The organism is Enterobacter sp. BIDMC 29 (genome assembly GCF_019378755.1).
GTDB classification, from domain to species: Bacteria; Pseudomonadota; Gammaproteobacteria; order Enterobacterales; family Enterobacteriaceae; genus Enterobacter; species Enterobacter ludwigii.
Genome location: NZ_CP080000.1, coordinates 3,620,630 through 3,637,167, shown reverse-complemented (window position 1 = coordinate 3,637,167; position 16,538 = coordinate 3,620,630). Strand labels below are relative to the sequence as shown.

16 protein-coding genes are annotated in these 16,538 nt (G+C 56.3%); 14 read left to right on the top strand and 2 right to left on the bottom strand.

Features of this window, described 5'->3' with window-relative positions; all coding sequences use genetic code 11:
• Positions 1 to 405: 405 nt before the first annotated feature.
• The 10 genes from livK to ugpQ all read left to right on the top strand — a co-directional run bounded on the left by livK (position 406) and on the right by ugpQ (position 10,406).
• Positions 406 to 1,515, top strand: a complete 1,110-nt coding sequence (gene livK / locus JTA15_RS16200; RefSeq protein WP_049022901.1) for a high-affinity branched-chain amino acid ABC transporter substrate-binding protein LivK — start codon at positions 406 to 408, stop codon at positions 1,513 to 1,515.
• Between the two features lie 46 nt (positions 1,516 to 1,561).
• Positions 1,562 to 2,488, top strand: a complete 927-nt coding sequence (gene livH, locus JTA15_RS16195; protein WP_020884547.1) for a high-affinity branched-chain amino acid ABC transporter permease LivH — start codon at positions 1,562 to 1,564, stop codon at positions 2,486 to 2,488.
• Positions 2,485 to 3,762: a branched chain amino acid ABC transporter permease LivM gene (livM, locus tag JTA15_RS16190; protein WP_014172003.1), complete on the top strand. Its 1,278-nt coding sequence runs from the start codon at positions 2,485 to 2,487 to the stop codon at positions 3,760 to 3,762. The genes livH and livM overlap by 4 nt, the downstream gene beginning before the upstream one ends.
• Positions 3,759 to 4,526, top strand: coding sequence for a high-affinity branched-chain amino acid ABC transporter ATP-binding protein LivG (livG, locus tag JTA15_RS16185; protein WP_014172002.1), 768 nt, complete (start codon positions 3,759 to 3,761; stop codon positions 4,524 to 4,526). Before livM ends, livG begins: the two co-directional genes overlap by 4 nt.
• 1 nt (position 4,527) lies before the next feature.
• Positions 4,528 to 5,241 carry a high-affinity branched-chain amino acid ABC transporter ATP-binding protein LivF gene (gene livF / locus JTA15_RS16180; RefSeq protein ID WP_020884549.1) on the top strand — a complete coding sequence of 238 codons (714 nt, stop codon included), beginning with the start codon at positions 4,528 to 4,530 and terminating at the stop codon, positions 5,239 to 5,241.
• Positions 5,242 to 5,468: 227 nt separating this feature from the next.
• Complete coding sequence (ugpB, locus tag JTA15_RS16175; protein ID WP_032679132.1) at positions 5,469 to 6,785, top strand: sn-glycerol-3-phosphate ABC transporter substrate-binding protein UgpB; 1,317 nt, start codon at positions 5,469 to 5,471, stop codon at positions 6,783 to 6,785.
• A gap of 73 nt (positions 6,786 to 6,858) precedes the next feature.
• Positions 6,859 to 7,746, top strand: coding sequence for a sn-glycerol-3-phosphate ABC transporter permease UgpA (gene ugpA / locus JTA15_RS16170; RefSeq protein WP_014171998.1), 888 nt, complete (start codon positions 6,859 to 6,861; stop codon positions 7,744 to 7,746).
• Positions 7,743 to 8,588, top strand: coding sequence for a sn-glycerol-3-phosphate ABC transporter permease UgpE (ugpE, locus tag JTA15_RS16165; protein ID WP_014171997.1), 846 nt, complete (start codon positions 7,743 to 7,745; stop codon positions 8,586 to 8,588). The genes ugpA and ugpE overlap by 4 nt, the downstream gene beginning before the upstream one ends.
• A gap of 1 nt (position 8,589) precedes the next feature.
• Positions 8,590 to 9,660, top strand: a complete 1,071-nt coding sequence (locus JTA15_RS16160; RefSeq protein ID WP_020884551.1) for a sn-glycerol-3-phosphate import ATP-binding protein UgpC — start codon at positions 8,590 to 8,592, stop codon at positions 9,658 to 9,660.
• Complete coding sequence (gene ugpQ, locus JTA15_RS16155) at positions 9,657 to 10,406, top strand: glycerophosphodiester phosphodiesterase (protein WP_219372493.1); 750 nt, start codon at positions 9,657 to 9,659, stop codon at positions 10,404 to 10,406. The genes JTA15_RS16160 and ugpQ overlap by 4 nt, the downstream gene beginning before the upstream one ends.
• On the opposite strand, the gene JTA15_RS16150 is transcribed toward ugpQ, so the two are convergent.
• Positions 10,387 to 10,773 carry a DUF2756 family protein gene (locus JTA15_RS16150; RefSeq protein ID WP_020884553.1) on the bottom strand — a complete coding sequence of 129 codons (387 nt, stop codon included), beginning with the start codon at positions 10,771 to 10,773 and terminating at the stop codon, positions 10,387 to 10,389. The two genes, ugpQ and JTA15_RS16150, sit on opposite strands and share 20 nt — an antisense overlap.
• Positions 10,774 to 10,899: 126 nt before the next feature.
• On the opposite strand from JTA15_RS16150, the gene ggt reads away from it, so the two are divergent.
• Complete coding sequence (gene ggt / locus JTA15_RS16145; RefSeq protein ID WP_025202845.1) at positions 10,900 to 12,642, top strand: gamma-glutamyltransferase; 1,743 nt, start codon at positions 10,900 to 10,902, stop codon at positions 12,640 to 12,642.
• Between the two features lie 39 nt (positions 12,643 to 12,681).
• Here ggt and yhhY read toward each other — a convergent pair whose 3' ends face one another.
• The gene (gene yhhY / locus JTA15_RS16140) at positions 12,682 to 13,170 is read right to left on the bottom strand and encodes an N-acetyltransferase (RefSeq protein WP_014171992.1); all 489 of its coding nucleotides are present in this window, start codon (positions 13,168 to 13,170) and stop codon (positions 12,682 to 12,684) included.
• A 308-nt stretch (positions 13,171 to 13,478) separates the two neighbouring features.
• Here yhhY and JTA15_RS16135 point away from each other — a divergent pair, with 308 nt between their 5' ends.
• From JTA15_RS16135 to gntR, 3 genes are all read left to right on the top strand, one after another.
• Positions 13,479 to 14,516: an oxidoreductase gene (locus JTA15_RS16135; protein ID WP_219372492.1), complete on the top strand. Its 1,038-nt coding sequence runs from the start codon at positions 13,479 to 13,481 to the stop codon at positions 14,514 to 14,516.
• A 122-nt stretch (positions 14,517 to 14,638) separates the two neighbouring features.
• Complete coding sequence (locus tag JTA15_RS16130; RefSeq protein WP_014171990.1) at positions 14,639 to 15,334, top strand: pirin family protein; 696 nt, start codon at positions 14,639 to 14,641, stop codon at positions 15,332 to 15,334.
• A gap of 100 nt (positions 15,335 to 15,434) precedes the next feature.
• The gene (gene gntR / locus JTA15_RS16125; RefSeq protein ID WP_014171989.1) at positions 15,435 to 16,430 is read left to right on the top strand and encodes a gluconate operon transcriptional repressor GntR; all 996 of its coding nucleotides are present in this window, start codon (positions 15,435 to 15,437) and stop codon (positions 16,428 to 16,430) included.
• The last annotated feature ends 108 nt before the right edge of the window (positions 16,431 to 16,538 follow it).

Sequence of the window (16,538 nt, the reverse complement as noted above, 5' to 3'; positions counted from 1 at the left end):
AATTGAGTAGGGGCAGTGTACTCAATTTATTCCCTCAGCGGCTTCCTCTTTTTATCCCGGTTCACCAGGTGATTAGTTTTTTGGCAGCGCAAAGGGCAGTTTGAAAACACATGGATCGAAAAATAAGCAGAATTTTAACCTGAATGGCAGTGAATTATTCGGCGCTTTGTACCGTTATTTTATGCTGCAAACTGCAATTTTATTTGTTTATCTCTGCCTTGTTTCAGAATATTATCTTTGCTTAATCGCCTGAAAAATAGAGATTTTAGTCTGGTTTTTATGAAAAAACTGCGCTAAACCATTAAAGGCGCTGGTAAAAATAGCGTTGTGCATTAAAAGTACAGAATGCTTTTTAACCATAATAAAACAAAATATATACACGACATCACGAATGGGGATTCAGAGATGAAAAGGAACGCGAAGACGTTACTCGCGGGGATGGTTGCATTGGCGATTTCGCATGCAGCCATGGCGGAAGATATTAAGGTTGCTGTAGTGGGTGCGATGTCCGGTCCTGTTGCCCAGTGGGGGGACATGGAGTTCAACGGTGCTCGCCAGGCAATCAAAGACATCAACGCCAAAGGCGGCATCAAAGGCGACAAGCTGGTTGGCGTGGAATATGACGACGCCTGCGATCCCAAACAGGCCGTCGCGGTTGCTAACAAAATCGTGAACGATGGTATTCAGTACGTGATTGGCCACCTGTGCTCGTCGTCCACCCAGCCTGCGTCTGATATCTACGAAGACGAAGGCATTCTGATGATAACCCCGGGCGCAACCAACCCTGAACTGACTCAGCGCGGTTATCAGCACATCATGCGTACTGCCGGTCTGGACTCGTCTCAGGGACCAACCGCCGCCCGATACATCCTCGACACCGTCAAGCCGACGCGCATCGCCATTATTCATGACAAACAGCAGTACGGCGAAGGCCTGGCGCGCTCCGTTCAGGACGGGCTGAAAAAAGGCGGCGCGAATATCGTCTTCTTTGATGGCATCACCGCTGGCGAGAAAGATTTCTCCGCGCTGATCGCCCGTCTGCAAAAAGAGAATATCGATTTTGTTTACTACGGCGGCTACTACCCGGAAATGGGTCAGATGCTGCGTCAGGCGCGTTCGGTCGGGCTGAAAACCCAGTTTATGGGGCCAGAAGGCGTCGGTAACGCCTCCCTGTCGAACATCGCCGGGGACGCAGGCGAAGGCATGCTGGTGACGATGCCAAAACGCTATGACCAGGATCCTGCGAACAAGGCTATCGTAGACGCGCTCAAGGCGCAGAAGAAAGATCCAAGTGGTCCGTACGTCTGGATCACCTACGCGGCGGTGCAGTCTCTGGCAACCGCGCTGGATCGCACCGGCAGCAAAGAACCGCTGGATCTGGTGAAAGATTTAAAAGCACACGGGGCGAACACCGTGATTGGGCCGCTGAACTGGGATGAGAAAGGCGATCTGAAGGGATTTGAGTTTGGTGTCTTTAAGTGGCACGCCGACGGTTCGTCCTCGGTCGCCAAATAATTATCCCACCGCCCGGACCGCCGGGCGGGTATAAAAAGGTTTGCATATGTCCGAGCAGTTTCTCTATTTCCTGCAGCAGATGTTTAACGGCGTCACGCTGGGAAGCACCTACGCGCTGATCGCCATCGGCTACACGATGGTTTACGGCATTATCGGCATGATTAACTTCGCCCACGGCGAGGTCTACATGATCGGTAGTTATGTCTCCTTTATGATTATCGCCGCCCTGATGATGATGGGTATCGACAGCAGCTGGCTGCTGGTCGCCGCCGGGTTTGTCGGCGCGATTGTGATTGCCAGCGCCTATGGCTGGAGCATTGAACGCGTGGCGTACCGGCCGGTGCGTAGCTCCAAACGCCTGATTGCGCTGATCTCCGCCATCGGGATGTCGATCTTCCTGCAAAACTACGTCAGCCTGACGGAAGGCTCGCGCGACGTGGCGCTGCCAAGCCTGTTCAACGGTCAGTGGGTGGTCGGTGCCAGCGAGAACTTCTCTGCCTCTATCACCACCATGCAGCTGGTGATCTGGGTGGTGACCTTCGTTGCGATGCTCGCCCTGACGGTCTTTATCCGCTACTCGCGTATGGGACGCGCCTGCCGTGCCTGCGCAGAAGATCTGAAGATGGCGAGCCTGCTTGGCATCAACACCGACCGCGTTATCGCCCTGACCTTTGTGATTGGGGCAGCGATGGCGGCGGTCGCGGGTGTCCTGCTGGGGCAGTTCTACGGCGTTATCAACCCGTACATCGGCTTTATGGCCGGGATGAAAGCCTTCACCGCGGCGGTCCTGGGCGGTATCGGCAGTATTCCAGGCGCGATGATTGGCGGCCTGATCCTGGGCGTGGCCGAAGCGCTCTCCTCCGCGTATCTGAGTACGGAATATAAAGATGTGGTGTCGTTTGCCCTGCTGATTCTGGTTCTGCTGGTAATGCCTACCGGTATTCTGGGTCGTCCGGAGGTAGAGAAAGTATGAAACCGATGCATTTCGCAATGGCGCTCCTCTCTGCCGCCATGTTCTTCGTGCTGGCAGGCGTCTTTATGGGCGTCCAGTTAGAGCTGGACGGCACAAAACTGGTGGTGGATACCGCCGCCGACATTCGCTGGCAGTGGATATTCATTGGCACCGCGGTCGTGTTTCTGTTCCAGATGCTGCGTCCTGTGTTCCAGAAGACGCTGAAAAGTGTCTCCGGTCCGAAATTCGTTCTGCCGGCTCTCGACGGCTCAACCGTTAAGCAGAAGCTGTTCTTCGTGGCGCTGCTGGTGGCTGCGGTGGCGTGGCCGTTTGTGGTCTCTCGCGGTACGGTCGATATCGCGACCCTGACCATGATCTACGTGATCCTCGGTCTGGGCCTGAACGTGGTGGTGGGGCTGTCTGGCCTGCTGGTGCTGGGCTACGGTGGTTTCTACGCCATCGGGGCCTATACCTTCGCGCTGCTGAACCACTATTACGGTCTCGGCTTCTGGACCTGTCTGCCGCTGGCGGGCCTGGTCTCCGCCGCGGCGGGCTTCCTGCTGGGCTTCCCGGTCTTACGCCTGCGCGGTGACTATCTGGCGATTGTGACTTTAGGCTTCGGCGAAATCGTGCGTATCCTGCTGCTCAACAACACCGAAGTGACCGGCGGCCCGAACGGGATCAGCCAGATCCCGAAACCGACCTTCTTTGGTCTGGAGTTCAGCCGTACGGCTCGCGAAGGGGGCTGGGATACTTTCAGCAACTTCTTTGGCGTGAAGTACGATCCGTCCGACCGGGTGATTTGGCTCTACCTGGTGGCGCTGCTGCTGGTGGTGCTTACCCTGTTCGTGATTAACCGTCTGCTGCGTATGCCGCTGGGCCGTGCGTGGGAAGCGCTGCGTGAAGATGAAATCGCCTGCCGTTCACTGGGCCTCAACCCGACCCGCATCAAGCTGACTGCGTTTACCATCAGCGCCGCGTTTGCCGGTTTTGCCGGTACGCTGTTTGCCGCGCGTCAGGGCTTTGTCAGCCCCGAATCGTTCACCTTTGCTGAATCTGCCTTTGTACTGGCGATTGTGGTGCTCGGCGGTATGGGCTCGCAGTTTGCCGTTATTCTGGCGGCCATTCTGCTGGTGGTCTCCCGTGAGCTGATGCGCGACTTTAACGAATACAGCATGCTGATGCTGGGTGGTTTGATGGTGCTGATGATGATCTGGCGTCCGCAGGGCTTGCTGCCGATGACCCGTCCACAGCTGAAGCTGAAAAACGGGCAAGCGAAAGGAGAGCAGGCATGAGCCAGCCATTATTATCCGTTAACGGCCTGATGATGCGTTTTGGCGGCCTGCTGGCCGTCAACAACGTGAATCTGGATCTGCACAAGAAAGAGATTGTCTCCCTGATTGGCCCTAACGGCGCGGGGAAAACCACGGTCTTTAACTGCCTGACCGGTTTCTACAAGCCGACGGGTGGTACCATCAAGCTGCGCGACCAGCATCTGGAAGGGCTTCCGGGCCAGCAGATTGCCCGCATGGGGGTGGTGCGTACCTTCCAGCACGTGCGTCTGTTCCGCGAGATGACGGTGATAGAGAACCTGCTGGTGGCGCAACACCTGCAGCTCAAAACCGGCCTTTTCTCTGGCCTGCTGAAAACCCCGGCCTTCCGCCGTGCTCAGGATGAAGCGCTCGACCGCGCCGCCACCTGGCTTGACCGTATCGGCCTGCTGCAGCATGCGAACCGTCAGGCCAGCAACCTGGCCTACGGTGACCAGCGTCGTCTGGAGATCGTGCGCTGCATGGTGACGCAGCCAGAAATCCTGATGCTCGATGAACCGGCGGCAGGGCTTAACCCGAAAGAGACCAAAGAGCTGGACGAGTTGATTGCCGAACTGCGCGATCATCACGACACCACCATCCTGCTGATTGAGCATGATATGAAGCTGGTGATGGGCATTTCTGACCGTATCTACGTGGTAAACCAGGGCACGCCGCTGGCAAACGGGACGCCGGAAGAGATCCGCAACAACCCGGACGTGATCCGTGCATACCTGGGCGAGGCATAAGATGGAAAAAGCGATGTTAACGTTCGACAAGGTTAATGCTCACTACGGCAAGATACAGGCGCTGCACGATGTCAGCCTGCATATTAATCAGGGCGAAATCGTCACCCTGATTGGCGCGAACGGTGCGGGTAAAACCACGCTGCTCGGCACCCTGTGCGGCGACCCGCGCGCCACCAGCGGGCGGATTGTCTTTGATGGCAAAGATATTACCGACTGGCAAACCGCCAGAATCATGCGTGAAGCGGTGGCGATTGTCCCGGAAGGGCGTCGCGTCTTCTCACGCATGACGGTGGAAGAGAACCTTGCGATGGGCGGCTTCTTTGCTGACCGCGACCAGTACCAGTCCCGCATCAAATGGGTCTATGAGCTGTTTCCGCGTTTGTGGGAGCGCCGTATTCAGCGGGCCGGCACGATGTCCGGTGGTGAACAGCAGATGCTGGCGATTGGCCGCGCGCTGATGAGCCAGCCGCGTTTGCTGCTGCTGGATGAACCGTCGCTCGGTCTTGCGCCGATCATCATTCAGCAGATCTTCGACACCATCGAACAGCTGCGTAAAGAGGGGATGACCATCTTCCTCGTCGAGCAGAACGCCAACCAGGCGCTGAAGCTCGCCGACCGCGGCTACGTGCTGGAAAACGGCCACGTGGTGCTCTCCGATACCGGCGACGCGCTGCTGGCAAACGAAGCGGTGCGAAGCGCCTATCTCGGCGGCTAGATAAAAGCAAAAGCAAAAAGGCAACGTCAGTTGCCTTTTTTCATGCAGGGCACCAGACCGCACCGAACTTACCCCAACCGCCTTCACACAACCATCATCCGCCTGACGTTTTGTTGTCATCTCACTGTAAAGAAACAGTTATTTTTCTGTCATTCGAGCATGTCATGTTACCACGCGAGCATAAAAACGCGTGATATCGCGCATCCGGCACAATAAGAGAGATGACAATGACATCGTTACGACACACAGCTTTGGGTCTGGCAATGGGGCTGACTTTTGCGGCGAACGCAATGGCTGTCACCACCATTCCGTTCTGGCATTCCATGGAAGGGGAGTTGGGTAAAGAAGTTGACTCCCTGGCGCAGCGTTTCAACGACACCCATCCGGATTACAAAATTGTGCCGGTGTACAAAGGTAACTACGAGCAGAGCCTGAGCGCGGGCATTGCCGCTTTCCGTACCGGTAATGCACCTGCGTTGCTTCAGGTTTACGAAGTCGGTACTGCGACCATGATGGCCTCTAAAGCCATTAAACCGGTCTACGAAGTGTTTAAAGACGCAGGTATCAACTTCGACGAATCGCAGTTCGTGCCGACCGTAGCGGGTTACTACACCGATTCCAAAACCGGTCATCTGCTGTCTCAGCCGTTTAACAGCTCCACGCCGGTGTTGTACTACAACAAAGACGCCTTCAAGAAAGCCGGTTTAGATCCGGAACAACCGCCAAAAACCTGGCAGGATCTGGCGGCGTACACCGCTAAGCTGAAAGCGGCAGGGATGAAGTGCGGCTACGCCAGCGGCTGGCAGGGCTGGATCCAGATTGAAAACTTCAGCGCCTGGCACGGCCTGCCGGTGGCCACTAAAAACAACGGCTTCGACGGCACCGACGCGGTACTGGAGTTCAACAAGCCAGAGCAGGTGAAGCACATCGCTCTGCTTGCCGATCTCAACAAGAAGGGCGATTTCAGCTACTTCGGGCGTAAAGACGAATCCACCGAGAAGTTCTACAACGGTGACTGTGCGATTACGACCGCCTCTTCCGGCTCTCTGGCGGATATCCGTCATTACGCAAAATTCAATTACGGCGTAGGCATGATGCCTTACGACGCTGACGTGAAAGGCGCACCGCAGAACGCCATCATCGGTGGGGCGAGCCTGTGGGTCATGCAGGGCAAAGACAAGGGCACCTACAAGGGCGTGGCCGAGTTCCTCGACTTCCTGGCGAAACCAGAGAATGCCGCCGAATGGCATCAGAAAACCGGCTACCTGCCTATCACCACGGCCGCGTATGACCTGACCCGCGAGCAGGGCTTCTACAGCAAAAACCCGGGCGCGGATATCGCGACGCGTCAGATGCTCAACAAGCCGCCATTGCCGTTCACCAAAGGCCTGCGTCTGGGGAACATGCCGCAGATCCGTACCATCGTAGATGAAGAGCTGGAAAGCGTGTGGACCGGGAAGAAAACCCCACAGCAGGCCCTGGATTCTGCGGTAGAGCGCGGTAATCAGCTGCTGCGCCGCTTTGAGCAATCAACAAAGTCTTAATCATTTTACCCTCATCCTGTCCCTCTCCCTGCGGGAAGGGCTGGGGTGAGGGCTACCTACGCTGAGCTAAACTATGTCCTCATCCCGTCCGGTGTTCCGTTCGCGCTGGCTGCCGTATTTGCTGGTCGCGCCGCAGCTGGTCATCACCGTTATCTTCTTTATCTGGCCTGCGGGCGAGGCGCTCTGGTACTCGGTACAAAGCGTCGATCCGTTTGGGCTTTCCAGCCAGTTTGTCGGGCTGGATAACTTTACCGCGCTGTTCCATGACAGCTATTACCTCGACGCCTTCTGGACGACCATGAAGTTCAGCGCGCTGGTCACTGTCAGCGGCCTTGTCGCATCGCTCTTTTTCGCGGCGCTGGTGGATTACGTGGTGCGCGGCAGCCGTCTGTATCAGACGCTGATGCTGCTACCTTACGCCGTGGCGCCTGCCGTCGCCGCCGTGCTGTGGATCTTCCTGTTTAATCCAGGGCGCGGGCTGATTACCCATTTCCTGGCGGAGTTCGGCTACGACTGGAACCACGCCCAGAACAGCGGTCAGGCGATGTTCCTGGTGGTCTTTGCATCGGTGTGGAAACAGATCAGCTACAACTTCCTGTTCTTCTTTGCTGCGCTGCAGTCTATTCCGCGCTCGCTGGTTGAAGCTGCGGCGATTGATGGTGCAGGGCCGGTCCGTCGTTTCTTTAGGCTGTCGCTGCCGCTGATTGCCCCGGTGAGTTTCTTCCTGCTGGTGGTCAACCTGGTTTACGCCTTCTTCGACACCTTCCCGGTGATCGACGCCGCTACGGCCGGTGGCCCGGTACAGGCCACGACGACGCTTATCTATAAGATCTATCGCGAAGGCTTTGCCGGTCTGGATCTCTCGGCATCCGCCGCCCAGTCGGTCGTGCTGATGTTCCTCGTCATCCTTCTCACGGTAGTGCAGTTCCGTTATGTCGAAAGTAAGGTGCGCTACCAATGATCGAGAACCGTCGCGGGCTGACGATGTTCAGCCACACCATGCTGATTTTGGGCATCATCGTTATTCTGTTCCCGCTGTACGTGGCCTTCGTTGCCGCCACGCTGGACACCAAAGCGGTGTTTGATACGCCGATGACGTTGATCCCAGGCGGGCATCTTTTCGAAAACATGAAAACCATCTGGACCCAGGGCGTGGGCGCTAACAGCGCGCCATTCTGGCTGATGATGCTGAACAGCTTCATCATGGCGTTCGGTATTACGGTGGGCAAAATCACGGTGTCGATGCTCTCGGCGTTCGCCATCGTCTGGTTCCGCTTTCCCCTGCGTAACCTGTTCTTCTGGATGATCTTCATTACCCTGATGCTGCCGGTCGAAGTGCGTATCTTCCCGACGGTGGAAGTGATCGCCAACCTGAAGATGCTGGACAGCTACGCAGGTTTAACCCTGCCGCTGATGGCCTCGGCCACCGCCACCTTCCTGTTCCGCCAGTTCTTTATGACCCTGCCGGACGAGCTGATTGAGGCCGCGCGTATTGACGGAGCCTCGCCGATGCGCTTCTTCCGTGACATCGTGCTGCCGCTGTCGAAAACCAACCTTGCGGCGCTGTTTGTCATCACCTTTATCTACGGCTGGAACCAGTATCTGTGGCCGCTGCTGATTATTCAGGACGTCAATCTTGGCACCGCCGTGGCGGGCATCAAAGGCATGATCGCCACCGGTGAAGGCACCACGCTCTGGAACCAGGTGATGGCGGCGATGCTGCTCACCCTTATCCCCCCGGTCGTTATCGTTTTAGCCATGCAACGTGCGTTCGTGCGTGGTTTAGTGGACAGTGAGAAATAAGATGGCAGGTTTAAAATTACAGGCAGTGACCAAAAGCTGGGACAACAAAACCCAGGTCATTCAGCCGTTAACGCTCGACGTGGCGGACGGGGAATTTATCGTGATGGTTGGCCCGTCAGGCTGCGGAAAATCGACGCTGCTGCGCATGGTTGCCGGGCTTGAACGTGTGACCAGCGGCGATATCTGGATCGATCGCCAGCGCGTGACCGAGATGGAGCCGAAGGACCGGGGTATCGCGATGGTGTTTCAGAACTACGCCCTTTACCCGCACATGAGCGTGGAAGAGAACATGGCCTGGGGGCTGAAAATCCGCGGGATGGGCAAAAGCCATATCGATGAGCGCGTGAAAGAGGCGGCGCGTATTCTGGAACTGGATGGCCTGCTCAAGCGACGTCCGCGTGAACTGTCCGGCGGACAGCGCCAGCGTGTGGCGATGGGGCGCGCCATTGTGCGTGACCCCGCGGTGTTCCTGTTCGACGAGCCGCTCTCAAACCTTGATGCCAAGCTGCGCGTGCAGATGCGCCTTGAGCTGCAGCAGTTGCACCGTCGTCTGAAAACCACCTCCCTGTATGTGACGCACGATCAGGTGGAAGCGATGACCCTCGCCCAGCGCGTGATGGTGATGAACAAAGGCGTCGCCGAGCAGATTGGCACCCCGGTAGAGGTATACGAGAAACCGGCCTCCCGCTTTGTGGCGAGCTTTATTGGCAGCCCGGCGATGAACCTGCTGGAAGGGCGGATCAGCAGCGCGGGTACGCACTTTGAGCTGGAAAGTGGGATGGCGCTGCCCGTAAACGGGTACTATCGTGGCTATGCCGGGCGTAAGATGACGCTCGGTATCCGCCCGGAACATATTGGGTTAACCTCACAGGCGGAAGGCGGCGTGCCGCTGGTCATGGACACGCTGGAGATGCTGGGGGCTGACAACCTGGCGCACGGACGTTGGGGTGAACAAAAAATGGTGGTGCGTCTGGCCCATCAGGAGCGCCCTAAAGCAGGCAGCACGCTGTGGCTGCATCTGCCGGAAAATCACCTGCACGTATTCGACGGTGAAACAGGACAACGTATATGAGTAACTGGCCTTATCCCCACATCGTCGCCCACCGGGGCGGCGGTAAACTGGCGCCGGAAAACACGCTGGCGGCTATCGATATGGGCGCGCATTACGGTCACACGATGATCGAGTTCGATGCCAAGCTATCGAAAGACGGCGAGATTTTCCTTCTGCATGATGACAACCTCGAACGCACCAGCAATGGCTGGGGCGTGGCGGGAGACCTGCCGTGGCGCGATCTGCTGAACGTCGACGCCGGAAGCTGGTACAGTAGCGAGTTCAAAGGCGAGCCGCTGCCGCTACTGGCGGAAGTGGCCGACCGCTGTCGCCTGCATGGCATGATGGCCAATATCGAAATCAAACCAACCATCGGCACCGGGCCACTCACAGGTAAAGTCATTGCGCTGGCCGCGCGTGAGCTGTGGGAGGGCATGACGCCACCCCTGCTGTCGTCGTTTGACATTGATGCCCTGGAGGCGGCGCAGGCGTCCGTTCCGGCGTTGCCGCGCGGACTGCTGCTCGACACGTGGCGTGATGACTGGCGTGAGCTGACCAGCCGTTTAGGGTGTGTGTCGATTCACCTGAACCACGCGCTGCTGGATGAGGCACGGGTAAACGTGTTGAAAGAGGCAGGGCTGCATATTCTGGTCTATACCGTCAACAAACCCCAGCGCGCGGCGGAGCTGCTGCGCTGGGGGGTGGACAGTATCTGTACCGATGCGATTGACGTGATCGGCCCGAACTTTAGTTCTGTGAAGAATTAAGCATCCCGCCATTCGACGGTGACTGGGACGGCAGCATATGCTGCTGTCCGCTGCCCGACGAGGTCATCCCGCCCAGCATTCCGCCGTTCGGGTTAGGCAGCGGCTGCTCACGCACCTGACCCTGCTGTATGCGCTGGGTGTTGGTGTTCATCTGGTTTTGCAGGCTTTGCTGCTGCATCTGGGTCTGCGTTTTCAACTGCTGGTTCAGCATCCCTTTCTGCTGTTGCTGCTGGCTCATCATCTCCGTTTGCATACGCTGCTGGCTTGGAATGACGTAGCCCTGCTGGTTCGGGTTGTTCATCGTATTGAGTGGCTGTGCGAGCGCGGCAAACGGAAGCAGCGCCGTAAGAATCAGTAAGCGTTTCATTGTCATCTCCTTCTTTTGAGGCTTCTCTTAAGTTTACCCTGATTTCACCATGACGATGATTTTTTAGGAGTTGTGAACCAGGCTTAAGCGGGGAATATGGCCCTCTTCACCTGGAGAACAATAATGATGAAACCAACGTTTTTGCGCTGGATAGCGATCGCCGCGCTGATGGCAGGCGGCACATTTAGCGTGGCGGCCAACCCGCCAGCGGCTCCGCCAGTCTCGTACGGCGTGGAGGAAGATGTTTTTCATCCCGTGCGAGCAACGCAGGGTATGGTGGCGTCGGTGGATGCGCTGGCAACGAAAGTGGGCGTTGATATTCTCCGGCAGGGCGGTAATGCGGTGGATGCGGCAGTCGCGGTGGGCTATGCGCTGGCGGTGACGCATCCGCAGGCGGGGAACCTGGGCGGCGGCGGCTTTATGATGCTGCGGACCAAAGACGGCAAAACCACCGCCATCGACTTCCGTGAGATGGCCCCCGGACAGGCTTCCCGCGATATGTTCCTTGACGATCAAGGCAACCCGGACAGCAAAAAATCTCTGACCTCGCATCTCGCCTCCGGTACGCCGGGCACCGTCGCAGGCTTCTCCCTGGCGCTGGAAAAATATGGCACCCTACCGCTCAACAAAGTGGTACAGCCTGCGATTAAGCTCGCCCGCGAAGGTTTTGTGGTGAATGACGCCCTGGCTGACGATCTTAAAACCTATGGCAGCGAAGTGATTCCGAATCACGAAAACAGCAAGGCTATCTTCTGGAAAGACGGTGAACCGCTGAAGAAGGGCGATAAGCTGGTGCAGAAGAACCTGGCGAAAAGTCTGGAGCTGATTGCGGAGCACGGCCCGGATGCGTTCTATAAAGGGGCGATTGCCGACCAGATTGCCGAAGAGATGCAAAAGAACGGTGGGCTTATCACCAAAGCGGATCTCGCGGAGTACAAGGCCGTCGAGCGTGAGCCGATTCACGGAAGCTATCGCGGCTATGACGTTTTCTCGATGCCACCTCCGTCTTCCGGCGGCATTCACATCGTGCAGATCCTCAACATTCTTGAAAACTTCGATATGCACAAGTTCGGCTTCGGCAGTGCGGATGCCATGCAGGTGATGGCAGAGGCGGAAAAACGCGCCTACGCCGACCGTTCAGAATACCTGGGCGACCCGGACTTCGTGAAGGTGCCGTGGCAGGCGCTGACCAATAAAGCCTATGCCAAATCGATTGCTGATGAGATTGACATCAACAAGGCCAAACCGTCGAGCGAGATCCGCCCGGGCAAGCTGGCACCGTATGAGAGCAACCAGACCACCCACTTCTCGGTGGTGGATAAAGACGGTAACGCGGTGGCGGTGACCTATACCCTCAATACCACCTTTGGTACAGGCATCGTGGCAGGCAACAGCGGGATTCTGCTCAATAACGAGATGGATGACTTCTCGGCCAAACCGGGGGTGCCGAACGTCTACGGCCTGGTGGGCGGGGATGCAAATGCGGTCGGGCCGAAGAAGCGTCCGCTGTCGTCCATGTCGCCTACCATCGTGGTCAAAGACGGTAAAACCTGGCTGGTGACTGGTAGCCCTGGCGGCAGCCGTATTATCACCACGGTGCTGCAGATGGTGGTGAACAGCATCGACTTTGGAATGAATGTCGCCGAAGCGACGAATGCACCGCGTTTCCACCATCAGTGGCTGCCGGACGAGCTGCGTGTTGAGAAGGGCTTTAGCCCGGACACCTTAAAACTGCTGGAGCAGCGCGGACAGAAGGTGGCGCTGAAAGAGGCAATGGGCAGCACCCAGAGCATTATGGTCGGCCCGGACGGCACGCTGTTTGGGGCCTCGGATCCGCGTTCGGTGGACGATTTGACGGCGGGGTTCTGATTTTATTGCCCGGTAAGCGTCGCGCTACCGGGCAATTTATCACTTCAGCCGCGCCATGTAATACGCGTCCACATAGTCGCCGTTACGCAGGGCGAAGTTCCTGCCGGTCCCTTCGATTTCAAACCCAAACTTCTTATACAGCGCCAGTGCCGCTGGGTTATCCGCAAAAACCGTGAGCTCAATGCGTTCAATGCGCAACCAGTTGTCGCAGAGATTGACCATTTCGCGCATGAGCGCACGACCCACACCGCGTCCCTGTACATCAGCGGCCACGCTAATGCCGAACGTTGCAACGTGGCTGCGGCGGGGATTTTCCATCACATCGAGTGCCATATGGCCAACCACTCGCTGGTCAAGACAGGCGACGAGATGCCGTCTTCCCGGTTTCGTCGCGACCCGGTCATGCCACATATCCATTGAGGGATGGGGAAGTTGTAGCGTGTCGTGATACACCCCAGGATGCGACATAATGTCACGTAACGCTTCTGCATCGCGGGCTTCGATATGGCGTATCACAATCTCACTCATTCCTTCATCCTCAGTCAGTTAAACGTCCATTCCAACATCAGTGAGATTAAAATTTGAGTCAACTGCTAATTTTTGCAAAAAAGATTGGACAAGTGCGAATGAGAATGATTATTATTGCTCTGCGTTCAGGAAGACCACGACGGGAACCTGAAAGCACGACATTGCTCACATTGCTTCCAGTATTACTTTAGCCAGCTTTTCGCTGGCTTTTTTTTGTCTTTTTTCGCCCGCTCCCCGTGGAAGAGGGCTGGGGTGAGGGCAAAACTTGCGCTATGGTTGCACTCAGTAACCTTAAAAAGGACTGAGCCATGACATTACATTGCGCATTTATTGGATTTGGCAAAAGCACCACGCGTTACCACCTTCCGTATGTTCTCAACCGCAAAGACAGCTGGCACGTTGCCCATATCTACCGGCGTCGCGCGAAGCCGGAAGAGCAGTCTCCCCAGTACTCCCATATTCATTTCACCTGCGATCTTGATGAGGTCCTCAACGATCCGCAGGTCAAACTGGTGATTGTCTGTACCCACGCTGACAGCCATTTCGAGTACGCAAAACGCGCGCTGGAGGCGGGCAAAAACGTGCTGGTGGAAAAGCCGTTTACCCCGACAATGGCAGAGGCGAAAACGTTGTTTGACCTGGCGAAGCGCAAAGGGCTGACCGTCACGCCGTACCAAAACCGCCGCTTTGACAGCTGCTTCCTGACGGCAAAAAAAGTGATTGAGAGCGGTAAACTGGGTGACATCGTCGAGATTGAAAGCCACTTTGATTACTACCGCCCGGTGGCCGAAACGCATCCCGGCCTGCCGCAGGATGGCTCATTCTATGGTCTGGGCGTGCATACGCTCGATCAAATCATCTCTCTGTTTGGCCGACCGGACCACATTGCGTACGACATCCGCAGCCTGCGCAACAAAGCCAATCCGGATGACACCTTCGAAGCCCAGCTGTTTTACGGCGACCTGAAAGCCATCGTCAAAACCAGCCATCTGGTGAAAATTGACTACCCGAAATTTATTGTGCATGGCACCGGAGGCTCGTTTATCAAGTACGGTATCGACCAGCAGGAGACCAGCCTGAAGGCGAACATTATGCCCGGCGACCCGGGGTTTGCGGCGGATGACTCCGTGGGCGTGCTGGAGTATGTCAACGCAGAGGGCATCACCGTTAAAGAGGACGTGAAACCCGAAGCGGGTGACTATGGCCGCGTTTACGATGCGCTGTATGAGACCCTGACTAACGGTGCACCCAATTACGTCAAGGAATCTGAAGTTATGACCAATCTCGAACTCCTTGAACGGGCCTTCGAACAGGCCTCTCCTGCCACGATAACCCTCGCCAGATAAGAAATTATGACTCCTCTTTGCTTGTTCTAAATTTTTGAACAGAGGAGTCAATTTTCACCCTCTATGATCCCAGGCCGTTTGCGTCCACACTTACTCCATCGAAACGAACTGAGGGTGAAACAATGATCTACTTACGCAAAGCAAACGAACGTGGTCACGCGAATCATGGCTGGCTGGACTCATGGCATTCATTCTCGTTTGCTGACTACTACGACCCGAACTTTATGGGCTTCTCCGCACTGCGCGTCATTAACGATGACGTGATTGATGCAGGCCAGGGCTTCGGTACCCACCCGCACAAAGACATGGAAATCCTGACATATGTGCTGGAAGGGGCGGTTGAGCACCAGGACAGCATGGGCAACAAAGAGCAGGTTCCGGCGGGTGAATTCCAGATTATGAGTGCGGGTACCGGGGTGCGTCACTCTGAATACAACCCAAGCAAAACGGAAAAACTGCACCTGTATCAAATCTGGATCATTCCGGAAGAAACCGGCATCACCCCGCGCTACGAACAGCGCCGCTTTGATGCTAAACAGGGCAAACAGCTGGTGCTCTCTCCGGATGCGCGTGACGGTTCGCTGAAAGTGCACCAGGATATGGAACTGTACCGCTGGGCGCTGGCAAAAGACGAACAGTCTGTCCATCAGATTGCCGCTAACCGCCGCGTCTGGATCCAGGTGGTGAAAGGCGAGGTGTCTATTAACGGCACGAAAGCTACCACGGCGGATGGTCTGGCAATCTGGGATGAGCAGGCACTGTCCGTGCATGCCGACAGTGAAAGCGAAATTCTGCTGTTTGATCTGCCACCGGTGTAATAAATCATAAATAAATGCCCATCCTTCCCTTTGACAGGGGAAGGATGGGCTTTGTCCGTGATAAACTGAGCAAATCTATCACTTACGATTTCTCAGGACGATGAAAAAGAAACGCCCCGTACTTCAGGATGTAGCCGATCGCGTCGGTGTGACCAAAATGACGGTCAGCCGGTTTTTACGTAACCCGGAACAGGTTTCCGTGGCGTTGCGTGGCAAGATTGCCGCTGCCCTCGATGAACTGGGGTATATCCCTAACCGCGCCCCCGATATTCTTTCGAATGCGACCAGCCGCGCGGTTGGCGTCCTCCTGCCTTCCTTAACCAACCAGGTTTTTGCCGAGGTGTTGCGCGGCATTGAAAGCGTGACCGATGCCTTTGGCTATCAGACCATGCTCGCTCACTATGGGTACAAGCCGGAACTGGAAGAAGAACGTCTTGAGTCCATGCTCTCCTGGAACATCGACGGCCTGATTTTAACCGAACGTACTCACACCCCCCGTACGCTAAAAATGATTGAAGTGGCAGGCATTCCGGTGGTGGAGCTGATGGACAGCCAGTCGCCGTGTCTCGATATTGCGGTGGGCTTTGATAACTTCGAAGCGGCGCGCCAGATGACGGCGGCCATCATCGCCCGCGGCCATCGGCATATTGCCTACCTGGGTGCACGTCTGGATGAACGTACTATCATCAAACAGAAGGGATACGAGCAGGCAATGCTCGACGCCGGTTTAACACCGTACAGCGTGATGGTTGAGCAGTCCTCATCCTACACGTCGGGTATTGAGCTGATGCGTCAGGCACGACGCGAGTATCCGCAACTGGACGGTATTTTCTGTACCAACGATGACCTTGCGGTCGGTGCAGCGTTCGAATGCCAGCGTCTGGGGCTGAAGATCCCCGAAGATATGGCGATTGCCGGTTTCCACGGCCACGACATCGGCCAGGTGATGGAACCCCGTCTGGCGAGCGTCCTGACACCGCGTGAACGTATGGGCCGTATTGGCGCAGAACGCCTGCTGGCGCGCATACGTGGCGAGACGGTGACGCCGAAAATGTTAGATTTAGGTTTCACCTTGTCACCGGGTGGATCTATTTAAGCTGACAAATTTGAAGTGGGTCACACTTATTCACTTCGCGCACGTTTGGATATTGCTTCTCTTTTGCCCCAGCAGGACAATGTTACCGATAACTGTTACCCGTAACAA

What these genes read in the sequence shown, in the direction of transcription:
- JTA15_RS16130 (WP_014171990.1), top strand. Translation starts at nt 14,639, where the DNA reads ATGATCTACTTACGCAAAGCAAACGAACGTGGTCACGCGAATCATGGC.
- ugpQ (WP_219372493.1), top strand. Translation starts at nt 9,657, where the DNA reads ATGAGTAACTGGCCTTATCCCCACATCGTCGCCCACCGGGGCGGCGGT.
- livK (WP_049022901.1), top strand. Translation starts at nt 406, where the DNA reads ATGAAAAGGAACGCGAAGACGTTACTCGCGGGGATGGTTGCATTGGCG.
- JTA15_RS16160 (WP_020884551.1), top strand. Translation starts at nt 8,590, where the DNA reads ATGGCAGGTTTAAAATTACAGGCAGTGACCAAAAGCTGGGACAACAAA.
- JTA15_RS16150 (WP_020884553.1), bottom strand. Translation starts at nt 10,773, where the DNA reads ATGAAACGCTTACTGATTCTTACGGCGCTGCTTCCGTTTGCCGCGCTC.
- ugpA (WP_014171998.1), top strand. Translation starts at nt 6,859, where the DNA reads ATGTCCTCATCCCGTCCGGTGTTCCGTTCGCGCTGGCTGCCGTATTTG.
- livG (WP_014172002.1), top strand. Translation starts at nt 3,759, where the DNA reads ATGAGCCAGCCATTATTATCCGTTAACGGCCTGATGATGCGTTTTGGC.
- ugpB (WP_032679132.1), top strand. Translation starts at nt 5,469, where the DNA reads ATGACATCGTTACGACACACAGCTTTGGGTCTGGCAATGGGGCTGACT.
- livM (WP_014172003.1), top strand. Translation starts at nt 2,485, where the DNA reads ATGAAACCGATGCATTTCGCAATGGCGCTCCTCTCTGCCGCCATGTTC.
- JTA15_RS16135 (WP_219372492.1), top strand. Translation starts at nt 13,479, where the DNA reads ATGACATTACATTGCGCATTTATTGGATTTGGCAAAAGCACCACGCGT.
- ugpE (WP_014171997.1), top strand. Translation starts at nt 7,743, where the DNA reads ATGATCGAGAACCGTCGCGGGCTGACGATGTTCAGCCACACCATGCTG.
- yhhY (WP_014171992.1), bottom strand. Translation starts at nt 13,170, where the DNA reads ATGAGTGAGATTGTGATACGCCATATCGAAGCCCGCGATGCAGAAGCG.
- ggt (WP_025202845.1), top strand. Translation starts at nt 10,900, where the DNA reads ATGAAACCAACGTTTTTGCGCTGGATAGCGATCGCCGCGCTGATGGCA.
- livF (WP_020884549.1), top strand. Translation starts at nt 4,528, where the DNA reads ATGGAAAAAGCGATGTTAACGTTCGACAAGGTTAATGCTCACTACGGC.
- livH (WP_020884547.1), top strand. Translation starts at nt 1,562, where the DNA reads ATGTCCGAGCAGTTTCTCTATTTCCTGCAGCAGATGTTTAACGGCGTC.
- gntR (WP_014171989.1), top strand. Translation starts at nt 15,435, where the DNA reads ATGAAAAAGAAACGCCCCGTACTTCAGGATGTAGCCGATCGCGTCGGT.